The following is a 14,215-nucleotide window of genomic DNA, read 5'->3' on the forward strand; positions in this document are numbered from 1 at the left end:
CTCCCTGCTCGGGGCCCTGGCGGGCCTGCTGCCCGCCGATGGCGCCGTCTTGCTGGGAGGAGAGGTCATCACGACCCTGAGCTGGCCCGAGCTTGCAACGCGGCGCGCCATGCTGCCCCAGCGCCAGCCCCAGCTGTTCCACATCCCGGTGTTCCAGGTGCTGAGCCTGGGGCTGGAGGAGGGGGGGCCCGATGCCCAGGCGCAGGCGGTGGCGGATGTGTGCGACGCCCTGGAACTGGCGCCTCTGCTGGCTCGGGACTTCAGCCGATTGTCCGGGGGGGAGCAGCAGCGGGTGCTGATCGCCCGCACCCTGCTGCAACTGTGGCCAAGCCTCAATCCGACCGGGCGGGTGCTGCTGCTGGACGAACCCCTGGCGGGGCTGGATCTGCATCACCAGATGGCGCTGCTGCGGCTGCTCAAGCAACTGGCTGCACAGGGATTGCTGGTGGTGGTGGCCATCCACGACATCAATCTGGCCATCGATTGGGCGGATCGCGTGCTCTGCCTGCAACAGGGCCGCGTGGTGGGGGAAGGGGACGTCGGGATCATCGACGAGGCGCTGCTGGAGCGGGTGTTCCAGATCCGTACCGATCGCATCGAGGCGGCCGGCCGCACCTGGTTTATGCCGAGCCTGTGAGGCGGGCTTCCCCCTCATCCCCAGTCCTTCTCCCATTCTTTTGAAACAAGCGGGAGAAGGGAGCCGCTCCGTCGACTACGGATACAGCATTGAAAACCTGCAGAGGCTGAGTGAAACCAAGGGGGCGAGTGAATCACTGTGGACATGAAAAGAGCCAGGCATCCATGATGCCTGGCTCTTTTCATTGGTAGATGGAGCGTTGAGCGGTTGCTCAGGCTTTCTGCTTGTCCAGCCGCACCTGGGCGGCTTCTGCCAGCATGGCCAGCAGGGTTTCGGTGTCACTCCACGACAGACAGGCATCGGTGATGCTCTGGCCGAAGGTGGCGGCACAGCCGTTCTCCACGTCCTGACGCCCTTCCACCAGGAAGCTCTCGGCCATGATGCCGGCGATGCCGGTGCGACCGCGGCGCAGCTGATCGCAGATATCCTGGGCCACCAGCAGTTGGCGGCGGTGATCCTTCATGCTGTTGCCGTGGCTGAAGTCCACCACCAGGCGCTCCGGCAGGCCCACCTGGGCCAGAGCCTCGCACGCCTCGTCGATGCTGGCGGTGTCGTAGTTGGGACGGTGGCCGCCGCGCAGGATCACGTGGCCGTAGGGGTTGCCGGCGGTGCGGTAGATGGTCATCTTGCCGTCCTTGTCCGGGGAGTAGAAGATGTGGCTGTGACGGGCGGCGCGCACCGCATCGATGGCGATGCGGGTGTTGCCGTCGGTGCCGTTCTTGAACCCCACCGGGCAGGAGAGGGCGGAGGCCATCTCCCGGTGAACCTGGGACTCGGTGGTGCGCGCCCCGATGGCGCCCCAGGTGATGAGATCGCTGATGTACTGGCCGGTCACCATGTCGAGGAACTCGGTGGCGGTGGGCATGCCGGTCTCGTTGATGTCCACCAGCAGCTTGCGGGCCAGTTTCAGCCCTTCATTGACGTCGAAACTGCCGTCCAGGCGCGGATCATTGATGAGCCCCTTCCAGCCGACGATGGTGCGCGGCTTCTCGAAGTAGGTGCGCATCACGATGCACAGGCTCTCTTTGTACTCTTCACGCAGGGTGTTCAGACGCAGAGCGTATTCGTGGGCGGCGGCGGGATCGTGGATGGAGCAGGGGCCGACGATGACTAGCAGGCGCTGATCCTCACCGGACAGAATGGCTTCCACTTGGCGGCGGGCATCCAGCAGGTTCTGGGCGATGGTGTCGGTTAACGGGAAGGCGTGCGCCAGCTCGCTTGGGGTGATCAGGGCCTCCAGGCGACGGGTGCGCAATTCATCGGTGTGAATGGACATACGACTCAATTCTCGAGTGGATAAGGTGGGCGGGATGCCAAAATGCAAGGGAATAAAATAAAGCAAAAGTCACCCGATGGAAACCTTGGGCGGCTCTGATAGGATGTGAACCCAAAAGCCATTTCAAATGAGGTAGTTATCGTGGCAAAGCCAGGCGCGACCGGGATCACCCGCATCATCAACGCAACCGGTTACAGCATGAAAGGTCTCAAATCGGCCTGGATCAACGAGGCCGCCTTCCGTCAGGAGCTGCTGCTCATCTTGCTGCTGATGCCGCTGGCATTCTGGATAGGTGACTCCCTCAACGAGATCCTGCTGCTCGTCTGCATCAGCTGGCTGGTGGTGATCGTCGAGGTGCTCAACTCCGCCGTGGAGGCGGTGGTGGATCGCATCGGCTCCGAGCATCACGAACTCTCGGGCCGCGCCAAGGATCTGGGCTCCGCCGCCGTCTTCATCGCCCTGGCCCTCAATGCCCTGGTGTGGGGCGCCCTGGTGGGCCGCAACCTGCTGGGCTGGTGGTAGGTTGCGAGAGCAACCTTTCTCCTGACATAAAAAAGCCCGTCATCACGACGGGCTTTTTGCTGCGCAGATAAGGGCTTATCAGTGCAGGATCCGGGCACGGATGGTGCCATTGATCTCTTTGAGACGGGCCAGGGCCTTCTCGCTGTGCTCGGTTTCGACGTCGATGACCACGTAACCGATCTCGCTGCTGGTCTGCAGGTACTGACCGGCGATGTTGATCCCCTCGTCGGCGAAGATCTGGTTGATCTGGTTCATCACGCCGGGCTGGTTGCGGTGAATGTGCAGCAGGCGGCTGGAGCCCTTGTGGCCGGGCAGGGAGACCTCCGGGAAGTTGACTGCGGAGAGGGTGGAGCCGTTGTCGGAGTATTTGACCAGCTTGTTGGCCACTTCCAGACCGATGTTCTCCTGGGCTTCCTGGGTGGAGCCGCCGATATGGGGGGTCAGGATCACGTTGTCCAGGCCGCGCAGGGGGGTGAGGAACTCCTCGTCGTTGGACTTGGGCTCCACCGGGAAGACGTCGATGGCGGCGCCGGAGAGGTGGCCGCTCTTGATGACGTCGGCCAGGGCGTCGATGTCCACCACGGTGCCGCGGGAGGCGTTGATGAAGATGGCGCCCGGTTTCATCATGCGCAGTTGCTCTGCACCGATGAGATCCTTGGTGGAGGCGGTTTCCGGTACGTGCAGGCTGATGACGTCAGACATGTTGAGCAGCTCCACCAGGTTCGGCACCTGGATGGCGTTGCCAAGGGAGAGCTTGTTCTCGATGTCGTAGTAATAGACCTTCATGCCGATCATCTCGGCGATGATGCCAAGCTGGGTGCCGATGTGGCCGTAGCCGATGATGCCGAGCTTCTTGCCGCGGGCTTCGACGCTGCGGTTGGCCAGCTTCTCCCAGACGCCGCGATGGCATTTGGCGTTCTTCTCGGGAATGCCGCGCAGCAGCAACAGGATCTCCCCCAATACCAGTTCGGCCACGGAGCGGGTGTTGGAGAAGGGGGCGTTGAAGACGGGGATGCCGCGCACGTGGGCGGCGTCGAGGGAGACCTGGTTGGTGCCGATGCAGAAGCAGCCGATGGCCACCAGCTTGGTGGCGGCATCCAGCACCTTCTCAGTGATCTGGGTGCGTGAACGCAGGCCCACGAAATGCACGTCACGAATGCGCTCGATCAACTCCTCTTCCGACAGGGACGTCTTCAGATATTCCACATTGGTGTAGCCGGCTGCCCGAAAGGTCTCCACCGTATTGGGATGGACTCCCTCCAGCAGCAGTACCTTGATCTTATCCTTGTCCAGCGAAAACTTGGCTGTCATGACGTTCCCTCTATTGTTTTGAAAAATGCGTTCAGGCTTGCAGTGTGAAGAAAACCGTAAAGTAGCAAAAACGTTTGGGAGAGGGAATATTTGTGACGAAAGTCAAATTCTTTGAAGTTATCAACGATTGTTGCAGATGTGCTGCTACAAGCCATTGAGGGATAACCAGAAACGGCGCCATGAGGCGCCGTTGTCCATTTGGGGCAGTCAGATTGACTGACCCGGGCGGGGGCTTGCCCGGAGGGGGAGGTCCGGGGAGCGGGCCTTAGTTGGTGATCACACCCTCGGGGGTGCCGATCAGCACAACGTCGGCGCCACGGTGGGCGAACAGGCCGTTGGTGACCACGCCCACGATGCTGTTGAGGCGGGTTTCCAGAGCCTTGGCATCGGTGATGGCCATGCCCTTGACGTCCAGGATGATGTTGCCGTTGTCGGTCACCACCCCTTCACGCCACACCGGGTTGCCGCCAAGGGCGCGGATCTCGCGGGCCACGTATTCGCGGGCCATGGGGATCACTTCCACCGGCAGGGGGAAGGTGCCCAGCACGTCGACGGTCTTGGTGTTGTCGATGATGCAGATGAACTGGTCGGCCACGGCGGCGACGATCTTCTCGCGGGTCAGGGCGGCGCCGCCCCCCTTGATCATGTCGCGGCAGGCGTTGATCTCGTCGGCACCATCCACGTAGACGGAGAGGGCATCGATGTCGTTGAGGTCAAACACCGGGATGCCGAGACCCTTGAGGCGCTCGGTGGAGGCGATGGAGCTCGACACCGCGCCCTTGAGCTGGTCTTTCATGGTCGCCAGTGCGTCGATGAAGTGATTGACGGTAGAGCCGGTGCCCACCCCGACGATGGTGCCGGGTACCACGTATTTGAGCGCAGCCCAACCGGCCGCCTTCTTCATTTCATCTTGAGTCATGATGGATCCTTATGGAAAAAGCGGGCGCATTATATCCAAGCATCCCCCCCAGAGCGACCATGGTGCTCACGTTCCGGCGCAAAAATCCCCAAGATGTAAATCGTTTGCCTGTTTATTGAACCGAAGGGGGCGCCCCCGCCTGATCAGGCAAAGTGCCAGCTGCGGCTGGGGGTGATGATCTGGGGGAGCGGCACGTCCCACTGCTCCCGGGGGACGGCATCCACCTGCTGGCAATCGTGGGCGAGCCCCAGGGGTCTTGGGCCGAGCTGGTGCTCGTGCCAGCAGGCGAGGGTGCGATCATAGTAGCCGCCCCCCATGCCGAGGCGGTTGCCAGCCTCATCGAAGGCCACCAGCGGGGTGCAGATGATGTCCAGCATGCTGTGGGGCAGCACCTGCTGCACGTCGAGCTCGGGCTCGGCGATGCCGTAGCGGTTGCGGGTCATGGGGGTGGTGGCGGTGTAGCGCAAGAAGAGCAGGTGACCCGGGGTGAAGGGGTGCAGCACCGGCAGGTAGACCTCCTTTTGCCGGGCCCACAGCCAGTGGATGGCGGGCAGGGGATCGAGCTCCCCGTCGTTGGCCAGATAGAGGGCGATGCGCCTGGCCGCGAGGATGCCGGGATGTTCCTGGAAGCGCTCGACCAGCTGTTGGGCCGCCGCCTGCTGCTCGGCCTGGCTCAGGCTTTTTCTGCGCTGGCGAATGAGCTGGCGCAGGTTCTGGCGTTCGGGTTGGGTATCCGGCATGGGGACTCCTGGGCAAAGGTGGGCTGGCGCTACCTTAGCAAGGGGCCGACGGGATGAAAAGCTGATGGCGGGGCCGCCAGCCGGGCGGCCCCTGAGGTCGGGTGTCAGGAACGGTGGGGGGCGGGAGCCACTGCGCCCATCTGGTGCTTGAGGAAGACGGCCACGATGGCGGCCAGTGCCAGCGCCATGGGGTAGAAGCTCATGCTCACGACCAGGATCGGCGAGAGGGCGAAGATGGAACCCAGCAGCAGCGCCTGGGCGCCCCAGGGGATGAGCCCCTGTACCACGCAGGAGAAGATGTCCAGCATGGAGGCGGCGCGGCGCGGGGTGACCCCGTGATGGTCCGCCAGATCCCTGGCCACCTTGCTCGCGACTATGATGGCCACGGTGTTGTTGGCGGTGCACAGGTTGGTGAGGCTCACCACGCCGGCGATGCCGAGCTCGGCCGCCTTTTCGTTCTGCTCGCCATCGTGGTGGCGGGTGAAGCGGGCAATCAGGGCGGCGATGCGCTCACTTATCCATGCGAGCCCACCCTGGCGTTCCATCAGGGCACCCAGACCGCCGATGAGCATGGAGAGCAGGAAGATCTCCTGCATGCTGGTAAAGCCCTGATAGATGTCCTTGCTGAACTGGCCGAGGGAGTAGCTGCCAAGCAGCCCCACGCCACCGGCCGCCAGGATGCCGAGCCCCAGTACCATGAAGACGTTCATGCCAGAGAGGGCCAGCACCAGGATCAGCAGATAGGGGGCGACCTTGAGCAAGTCCGCCTCGGCGGTGGGGGCCGGCGCTTCACCGGTGGAGCCCAGCACCAGATAGAGCAGGATCACCAGCACGGCGGCGGGGGCGGCAATCTTGATGTTCTCGCGAAACTTGTCCTTCATCTCGCAGCCCTGGCTGCGGGTGGCGGCGATGGTGGTGTCGGAGATGATGGAGAGGTTGTCCCCGAACATGGCGCCGGAGAGGATGGTCCCCGCCATCAGCATCGGATCGATGCCGGCGGCCTGGGCGACGCCCAGCGCCACCGGTGCCACGGCGCCGATGGTGCCCATGGAGGTACCCATGGCGGTGGCAATGAAGGCAGAGATGAGGAAGAGCCCCGGCAGCAGGCACCAGCCCGGAATGAGGGAGAGGCCGAGGGCGACCGTGGCATCCACCCCGCCGGTGGCCTTGGCCACGGTGGCGAAGGCGCCCGCCAGCAAATAGATGAGGCACATGGCCATGATGTTGCTCTCGCCCACCCCCTTGAAGAAGGTCTCGAGGTTCTTGTTGAACCCCTCGCGTCCCATCAGCAGGGCCAGCATGACGGCGGGCAGGGCGGCAACGGGGGCGGGGAGCTGGTAGAAGGCGAACTCGACCCCCTGCAGGGTCAGCCAGGTACCGGTACCGATGAAGAGGGCAAGAAAGACCAGAAGGGGCAGCAGGGCTCTGGCACGGGGTTGGGTCTGGATCATGTGTTCCTCGAAACTTGAACAATGACCTCCTGTCGTTGCCTGTGGCGCCTCCAGGGCGGGCACAGGGCGGGCATCCTGCCACCATGGGGGGCCAACAGTAGTGAGTCGGCCCGCCCGGGTCAAGATAGCCGTCCAGATGGATAGGGCTTTTTACTTCGTGATTCTGACTTGTCTGGTAATTCCGTTATTTATTCTGTTTTTAATGAATTTATCGTTTAAATGTCGGGGTGGTTTGGCGGGCCAGATCGGGCTTTTCAAAGGGGACGCGGGCTGGTAAAACGGTCTCTTTCCATAATAAAGAGATGAGAGGGTGGAGATGGACAATCCGATCCGTGTGGCCGTGATGGGCTGTAATGGTCGTATGGGCAAGGTGCTGCTGGAGGCTATCGCCAACGCCGAGGGCGTGGTGGTGGGAGCGGCGCTGGAACGACCGGGCTCTGCCGTGATAGGTCTGGATGCGGGTGAACTCAACGGCCTGGGGCGCCTTGGCGTCATCATCAGCGACAGTCTGGAGAAGGTGAAGGACGAATTCGATCTCATCATCGACTTCACCCGCCCCGAGGTGACCCTGGCGAACCTCGCCTTTGCACTGGCGCATGGCAAGCAGATGGTGATCGGCACCACCGGCTTTGACGAGGCGGGCAAGGCGGCCCTGCACGAGGCGGGCAAGCAGATCGGCATCGTCTTCGCCTCCAACTACTCGGTCGGGGTCAACCTGGTGTTCAAGCTGTTGGAGCAGGCGGCCAGGGTGATGGGGGAGTACACCGACATCGAGATCATCGAGGGGCACCACAGACACAAGGTGGATGCTCCGTCCGGCACTGCGCTCTCCATGGGAGAAGTGGTGGCGAAAACCCTGGGCCGGGATCTCAAAGAGTGCGCCGTCTATGGCCGTGAGGGGATCACCGGTGAACGGGATCGCAACACCATCGGCTTTGCCACCATCCGCGCCGGAGATCTGGTGGGGGAGCACACCGTCATGTTTGCCGACATCGGCGAGCGGGTCGAGATCAGCCACAAGGCTTCCAGCCGTCTGACCTTCGCCAACGGTGCAGTGCGGGCGGGCAAGTGGCTCGGCCAGCAAGGGGCCGGTCTCTATGACATGCAGGATGTGCTCGGTCTGAAATAAACCGTCTTCAGGGGGAGTGCAGACTCCCGTACTGGTTGCCAAACCCCGGTCCGCCGGGGTTTTTTGTCACTTTTTTGTAGAAATGAGCCTTAATCATCACTTTTTGAGTGAACCTCGCTAAATCCTGCCATTCTTACAAGCCTGCCACCCTCTTGCGACAAAAATGTCATCAAGGGGTAACGGGTTTGGGTCTCAATATTCCCCTGCGGGGGGCATTTCGCCTTGATGTGAAATAGACTAAAAATGCAATCCAAGAAAAACGTTTTCTATTCTTGGTGTTCACTTTTCTGGCTTCAAATGGTGTTTTTGCTGTTGTGTTGTTTATTTTTTAATTTTCTATCTTGCTGTTTATTAAGTGGTAAATTTGGTTTTTTGTACGTTGCATGGCATCGGGTGCCGCTTTGTGGTCTGTGTTTGGCTTTTCTTTTTGAAGAGGGGGTTGCAAAGCAACCGAGTGCATAGATAATGGGTAATGTTGCTTGTTTATTGAATTTAGATGCATTTCAAACGAGAAAAGACGTTGAAATGAGATCGTTTTTAAGTAGAATGCGCCCAATTTGCCAGAAATCTGCCGGGTTCGAGTCCTGTCAAAGACCGGAACCGAGCCCGCAACACCCAGGTAAATTGCTGAATTTAAAGCTAAATAACTGGAGGTTGTCTTGAATCACACTGCATTGCTAGTGCTGGAAGATGGAACTGTGTTCAAAGGCGTGTCGATAGGCGCCGAGGGATGTTCCGTTGGTGAAGTGGTTTTCAACACGTCGATGACGGGTTATCAGGAAATCCTCACAGATCCCTCCTATTCCCGTCAGATCGTTACCCTCACTTACCCCCATATAGGCAACACCGGCACCAACAGCGAAGATGAAGAGTCCAGTCAGGTCCATGCTCAGGGCCTCATCATCCGGGACCTTCCGATACTGGCCTCCAACTTCCGCAATCAGCAATCCCTCTCCGATTACCTCAAGTCTCACAACATCGTTGGCATCGCCGACATCGACACCCGCAAGCTGACCCGCATCCTGCGTGAAAAAGGCGCCCAGGCCGGTTGCATCCTGGCCGGCAAGCAGCTCGATGAAGCCCATGCCCTCGAACAGGCCCGCGCCTTCCCCGGTTTGAAGGGGATGGACCTGGCCAAGGAAGTGACCGTGAGCGAATCCTACAGCTGGACTGAAGGCAGCTGGCAGCTCGGCAAGGGTCACGTCACCCCGGCGGCCGATGAGCTGAAATACCACGTGGTGGCCTACGACTTCGGCGTGAAGCGCAACATCCTGCGCATGCTGGTGGACCGTGGCTGCCGCCTGACCGTGGTGCCGGCCAAGACCCCGGCCGCCGAGGTACTGGCGATGAACCCGGATGGCATCTTCCTCTCCAACGGCCCCGGCGACCCCGAGCCGTGCGACTACGCCATCGAAGCTATCAAGGCTTTCCTCAATACCAACACCCCGGTGTTCGGTATCTGCCTGGGCCACCAGTTGCTGGGCCTGGCCTCCGGCGCCAAGACCATCAAGATGAAGTTCGGCCACCACGGTGCCAACCACCCGGTGAAGAGTCTGGACGACAACACCGTGATGATCACCGCCCAGAACCACGGCTTTGCGGTGGACGAGCTAACCCTGCCCGAGTGCCTGCGTGCCACCCACGTCTCCCTGTTCGATGGGTCGCTCCAGGGCATCCATCGCACCGACCGTCCGGCCTTCAGCTTCCAGGGTCACCCCGAAGCGAGCCCGGGCCCGCACGATTGTGCCGGTCTGTTCGACCACTTTATTGAATTGATCAAGCAGTATCGCGCCTAAGAGGATAAAGAGAGCCATGCCAAAACGTAACGACCTACAGAGCATCCTGATCCTCGGCGCCGGCCCCATCGTCATCGGTCAGGCCTGCGAATTCGACTACTCCGGCGCCCAGGCGTGCAAGGCCCTGAAAGAAGAGGGCTACCGCGTCATCCTGGTGAACTCCAACCCGGCCACCATCATGACCGACCCGGAGATGGCCGACGCCACCTACATCGAGCCCATCACCTGGGAAGTGGTGCGCGAGATCATCAAGAAAGAGCGCCCGGACGCCATCCTGCCCACCATGGGTGGTCAAACTGCGCTGAACTGCGCCCTGGCGCTGGAGCAGCATGGCGTGCTCAAGGAGTTCGGTGTCGAGATGATCGGCGCGACCGCCGACGCCATCGACAAGGCCGAGGATCGCTCCCGCTTTGACAAGGCCATGCGCAGCATCGGTCTCGAGTGCCCCCGTGCCGGCATCGCCCACAACATGGAAGAGGCCTGGGGCGTGCAGCAGATGGTAGGCTTTCCCTGCATCATCCGTCCCTCCTTTACCATGGGTGGCTCGGGCGGCGGCATCGCCTACAACACCGAAGAGTTCGTGGAGATCTGCGAGCGCGGTCTGGATCTCTCCCCGACCAAGGAGCTGCTCATCGACGAGTCGCTCATCGGCTGGAAAGAGTACGAGATGGAAGTGGTGCGGGATCGCAACGACAACTGCATCATCGTCTGCGCCATCGAAAACTTCGACCCCATGGGCATCCACACCGGTGACTCCATCACGGTCGCGCCAGCCCAGACGCTGACCGACAAGGAGTACCAGATCATGCGCAACGCCTCCATGGCGGTGCTGCGCGAGATCGGTGTCGAGACCGGCGGCTCCAACGTCCAGTTCGGCATCAACCCCAAAGACGGCCGCATGGTCATCATCGAGATGAACCCGCGGGTGTCGCGCTCCTCTGCGCTGGCCTCCAAGGCGACCGGCTTCCCCATCGCCAAGATCGCCGCCAAGCTCGCCATCGGTTACACCCTGGACGAGCTGATGAACGACATCACCGGTGGTCGCACCCCGGCCTCCTTCGAGCCGGCCATCGACTACGTGGTGACCAAGGTGCCGCGCTTCAACTTCGAGAAGTTCGCCGGCGCCAACGACCGTCTGACCACTCAGATGAAGTCCGTGGGTGAAGTGATGGCCATCGGCCGCAACTTCCAGGAGTCCCTGCACAAGGCCCTGCGTGGTCTCGAGACCGGCAAGACCGGCTTCGACCCCATGGTTGACCTGAACGCCCCCGACTCCCTGACCCGCATCCGTCACGAGCTGCAGGATGCCGGTGCCGAGCGCATCTTCTACATCGCCGACGCCTTCCGCGCCGGCCTCTCCATGGATGGCGTGTTCAAGCTGACCAAGATTGACCCCTGGTTCCTGGTGCAGATTGAAGAGCTGGTGAAACTGGAAGAGCAGGTGAAAGAACGCGGCATGGCCGGTCTCGATGCCGACTTCCTGCGCGCCCTCAAGCGCAAGGGCTTTGCCGACGCCCGTCTGGCCAAGATCCTCGGCGTGGCCGAAGGGGAAGTGCGTAAATTGCGTGCCCGCCACAACATCTTCCCGGTCTACAAGCGGGTCGATACCTGCGCGGCCGAGTTCGCCACCAACACCGCCTACATGTACTCCAGCTACGACGAGGAGTGCGAGGCCAATCCCACCAACCGCGACAAGATCATGGTCATCGGTGGCGGCCCGAACCGTATCGGTCAGGGCATCGAGTTCGATTACTGCTGCGTACACGCGGCCCTGGCCCTGCGCGAAGACGGTTACGAGACCATCATGGTCAACTGCAACCCGGAAACCGTCTCCACCGACTACGACACCTCCGACCGTCTCTACTTCGAGCCGGTGACCCTGGAAGACGTGCTGGAAATCGTGCGGGTGGAGCAGCCCAAGGGCGTCATCGTCCAGTACGGCGGCCAGACTCCGCTGAAACTGGCGCGGGCATTGGAAGCCAACGGCGTGCCGGTCATCGGGACCAGCCCGGATGCCATCGACCGCGCGGAAGATCGCGAGCGCTTCCAGTCCGCCGTCGAGCGCCTGGGGCTCAAGCAGCCGGAAAACGGCACTGTCACCGCCCTGGAGCAGGCCGTGCAACTGGCCACGCGCATCACCTACCCGCTGGTGGTTCGCCCCTCCTACGTACTGGGTGGCCGCGCCATGGAAATCGTCTATGACGAGCAGGACCTGCGCCGCTACTTCGCCGAGGCAGTGAGCGTCTCCAACGAGTCGCCTGTGCTGCTGGACCGCTTCCTGGACGACGCCACCGAGGTGGACGTGGACGCCATCTGCGACGGCGTTGACGTGGTCATCGGCGGCATCATGGAGCACATCGAACAGGCCGGTATCCACTCCGGTGACTCCGCCTGCTCCCTGCCGCCCTACACCCTGTCCAAGGCCATTCAGGACGAGATGCGCGAGCAGGTGCGCAAGCTGGCGCTGGAACTCGGCGTGGTCGGTCTGATGAACGTGCAGTTCGCGGTGAAAGACAACGAGATTTACCTCATCGAGGTGAACCCCCGTGCCGCCCGTACCGTGCCCTTCGTCTCCAAGGCCACCGGCGCCCCGCTGGCGAAGATCGCCGCCCGCGTCATGGCCGGTCAGAGCCTGAAAGAACAGGGCTTCACTACCGAGATCATCCCGCCCTACTACTCGGTGAAGGAAGTGGTACTGCCGTTCGCCAAGTTCCCGGGTGTGGATCCACTGCTGGGGCCGGAAATGCGCTCCACCGGTGAAGTCATGGGGGTAGGCAGCAGCTTCGCCGAGGCCTATGCCAAGGCGCAGCTGGGTGCCGGTCACCAGGTTCCGAGCGAAGGTCGCGCCCTCTTGTCCGTGCGCCACGGCGACAAGGAGCGGGTGGTCAACCTGGCCGCCAAGCTGCTGGAGCTGGGCTATGACCTCGACGCCACCCACGGCACCGCCGTGACCTTGGGCGAGGCGAGCATCAACCCGCGTCTGGTCAACAAGGTGCACGAGGGTCGTCCGCACATTCTGGATCGCATCAAGAATGGCGAGTACACCTACATCGTCAACACCGCCGAGGGTCGTCAGGCCATCGAGGATTCCAAGCAGCTGCGCCGTGGCGCCCTGCAGCACAAGGTGGCTTACACCACCACGCTGCATGCGGCCTTCGCCACCTGCATGGCCATCAGTGTCGATGCCACCGCAAATGTGAACTCGGTGCAGGAGCTGCATGAGAAGGTGAACAACCGCTAAGAGCACCGGCAGCACGCTGCCCGCTCGATGCACGCAAACCCCGCCAGCAACGGCGGGGTTTTTTATTGCCTGCGCCCTGCCACTTCCGGGGAAACGCCTTCAAGGAAGATGGGTGAGATGGCGAGTAATCCATCATGGGTGGTGATACTCACCCCATGAATGAACTTTCACTGCATCAATATTGCTGAATTGGCATGATGGGGTGCAATCTTCGCAATCTCTCGCCCCCACGACCTCCCTATACTGGGTGCTCATACAAACAAGGTCGTCTGCGCCGACACACCGAAAGGTGGCGTGCGAGAGGATCAGCGCCCGCAGCCCCATCCGGCTGCCGTGGCCGGCCCCGGTGACCGACGGGGGCCGCAGGAAAACCGGTCGCGGGGTTACCGCCGCGCGACTCGTCAGGGACGGTGTTACCGCACCAACCCGCTTCCCCTCCTTGCCCCACCCGCCTGTCGGCCCGGTCGTCCGGCGCCTCGCCCATCCGTCAAGGGAATCTGAATATGAGCTTCGATCATCGCAAATACCGCCGTGCCCCCGTGATCAACCTGGCGGATCGCCAGTGGCCCAACCGGGTACTGGAGCGGGCACCGCTCTGGTGCGCCGTGGACCTGCGCGATGGCAACCAGGCGCTGGTCGAGCCCATGACGGTGGCCCAGAAGCTACAAATGTGGGCGCTGATGACCCACATCGGCTTCAAGCACATCGAGGTGGGCTTCCCGGCGGCCTCCCAGCCCGACTTCGATTTTGTGCGCGAACTCATCGAGCGCAACCTCATCCCCGATGACGTCACCATCCAGGTGCTGGTGCAGGCGCGCGAAGATCTGATCGCCCGCACTTTCGAGGCCCTCAAGGGGGCGAAGCGGGCCATCGTTCACGTTTACAACTCGGTCAACCCGACCCAGCGCAACTATGTGTTCAACTCAGGCAAGGACGGGGTCAAGGCCATCGCCGTGCAGGGGGCGCGCTGGGTGCGGGAGTATGCGGCCCGCCATCCGGGCACCGAGTGGAGTTTCCAGTATTCCCCGGAGAGTTTCAGCAGTACCGAGGTGGAGTTCGCCGTCGAGGTGTGTGACGCCGTCATCGACGAGTGGCGTGCCGCTGCCCGCCCGATGATCCTGAACCTCCCCGCCACGGTGGAGGTGAGCACCCCCAACGTGTTTGCGGATCAGGTGGAGTGGTTCTGCCGACAC

10 protein-coding genes and 1 pseudogene are annotated in these 14,215 nt (G+C 62.0%); 6 read left to right on the plus strand and 5 right to left on the minus strand.

Annotated features, from left to right (window positions below; all coding sequences use genetic code 11):
• The coding region (locus AACR77_RS01865; protein WP_042879424.1) for an ATP-binding cassette domain-containing protein at nucleotides 1–637 on the plus strand (637 nt) is incomplete at its 5' end.
• 211 nt (nucleotides 638–848) lie between these two features.
• Here the strand turns inward: AACR77_RS01865 and AACR77_RS01870 are convergent.
• Nucleotides 849–1,913 carry a 3-deoxy-7-phosphoheptulonate synthase gene (locus AACR77_RS01870; protein ID WP_010675196.1) on the minus strand — a complete coding sequence of 355 codons (1,065 nt, stop codon included), beginning with the start codon at nucleotides 1,911–1,913 and terminating at the stop codon, nucleotides 849–851.
• 141 nt (nucleotides 1,914–2,054) lie between these two features.
• On the opposite strand from AACR77_RS01870, the gene AACR77_RS01875 reads away from it, so the two are divergent.
• The gene (locus tag AACR77_RS01875; RefSeq protein WP_039040385.1) at nucleotides 2,055–2,435 is read left to right on the plus strand and encodes a diacylglycerol kinase; all 381 of its coding nucleotides are present in this window, start codon (nucleotides 2,055–2,057) and stop codon (nucleotides 2,433–2,435) included.
• Nucleotides 2,436–2,513: 78 nt separating this feature from the next.
• On the opposite strand, the gene serA is transcribed toward AACR77_RS01875, so the two are convergent.
• From serA to AACR77_RS01895, 4 genes are all read right to left on the minus strand, one after another.
• Complete coding sequence (serA, locus tag AACR77_RS01880; protein WP_039040384.1) at nucleotides 2,514–3,746, minus strand: phosphoglycerate dehydrogenase; 1,233 nt, start codon at nucleotides 3,744–3,746, stop codon at nucleotides 2,514–2,516.
• 265 nt (nucleotides 3,747–4,011) lie between these two features.
• Nucleotides 4,012–4,665 (minus strand): ribose-5-phosphate isomerase RpiA, encoded by a 654-nt coding sequence (gene rpiA / locus AACR77_RS01885; protein ID WP_042879427.1) that lies wholly within the window; start codon nucleotides 4,663–4,665, stop codon nucleotides 4,012–4,014.
• Between the two features lie 143 nt (nucleotides 4,666–4,808).
• The gene (locus AACR77_RS01890) at nucleotides 4,809–5,405 is read right to left on the minus strand and encodes a 5-formyltetrahydrofolate cyclo-ligase (RefSeq protein ID WP_039040382.1); all 597 of its coding nucleotides are present in this window, start codon (nucleotides 5,403–5,405) and stop codon (nucleotides 4,809–4,811) included.
• Between the two features lie 104 nt (nucleotides 5,406–5,509).
• Nucleotides 5,510–6,856, minus strand: a complete 1,347-nt coding sequence (locus AACR77_RS01895) for a Na+/H+ antiporter NhaC family protein (protein ID WP_039040381.1) — start codon at nucleotides 6,854–6,856, stop codon at nucleotides 5,510–5,512.
• A 316-nt stretch (nucleotides 6,857–7,172) separates the two neighbouring features.
• Here AACR77_RS01895 and dapB point away from each other — a divergent pair, with 316 nt between their 5' ends.
• The 4 genes and pseudogenes from dapB to AACR77_RS01915 form a co-directional block, all read left to right on the plus strand.
• Complete coding sequence (gene dapB / locus AACR77_RS01900; RefSeq protein WP_010675190.1) at nucleotides 7,173–7,985, plus strand: 4-hydroxy-tetrahydrodipicolinate reductase; 813 nt, start codon at nucleotides 7,173–7,175, stop codon at nucleotides 7,983–7,985.
• A 659-nt stretch (nucleotides 7,986–8,644) separates the two neighbouring features.
• Complete coding sequence (carA, locus tag AACR77_RS01905; protein ID WP_042879429.1) at nucleotides 8,645–9,781, plus strand: glutamine-hydrolyzing carbamoyl-phosphate synthase small subunit; 1,137 nt, start codon at nucleotides 8,645–8,647, stop codon at nucleotides 9,779–9,781.
• Nucleotides 9,782–9,797: 16 nt separating this feature from the next.
• Nucleotides 9,798–13,022, plus strand: coding sequence for a carbamoyl-phosphate synthase large subunit (gene carB / locus AACR77_RS01910; protein WP_010675188.1), 3,225 nt, complete (start codon nucleotides 9,798–9,800; stop codon nucleotides 13,020–13,022).
• 503 nt (nucleotides 13,023–13,525) lie between these two features.
• A pseudogene (locus AACR77_RS01915) lies at nucleotides 13,526–14,215 on the plus strand (2-isopropylmalate synthase); the annotation flags it as partial.

It is taken from the genome of Aeromonas sp. ZOR0002 (genome assembly GCF_963866995.1).
Classification (GTDB): domain Bacteria; phylum Pseudomonadota; class Gammaproteobacteria; order Enterobacterales; family Aeromonadaceae; genus Aeromonas; species Aeromonas caviae.

Coding starts and splice junctions, on each gene's coding strand:
- AACR77_RS01870 (WP_010675196.1), bottom strand. CDS start 1,913: ATGTCCATTCACACCGATGAATTGCGCACCCGTCGCCTGGAGGCCCTG.
- serA (WP_039040384.1), bottom strand. CDS start 3,746: ATGACAGCCAAGTTTTCGCTGGACAAGGATAAGATCAAGGTACTGCTG.
- rpiA (WP_042879427.1), bottom strand. CDS start 4,665: ATGACTCAAGATGAAATGAAGAAGGCGGCCGGTTGGGCTGCGCTCAAA.
- AACR77_RS01890 (WP_039040382.1), bottom strand. CDS start 5,405: ATGCCGGATACCCAACCCGAACGCCAGAACCTGCGCCAGCTCATTCGC.
- AACR77_RS01895 (WP_039040381.1), bottom strand. CDS start 6,856: ATGATCCAGACCCAACCCCGTGCCAGAGCCCTGCTGCCCCTTCTGGTC.
- dapB (WP_010675190.1), top strand. CDS start 7,173: ATGGACAATCCGATCCGTGTGGCCGTGATGGGCTGTAATGGTCGTATG.
- carB (WP_010675188.1), top strand. CDS start 9,798: ATGCCAAAACGTAACGACCTACAGAGCATCCTGATCCTCGGCGCCGGC.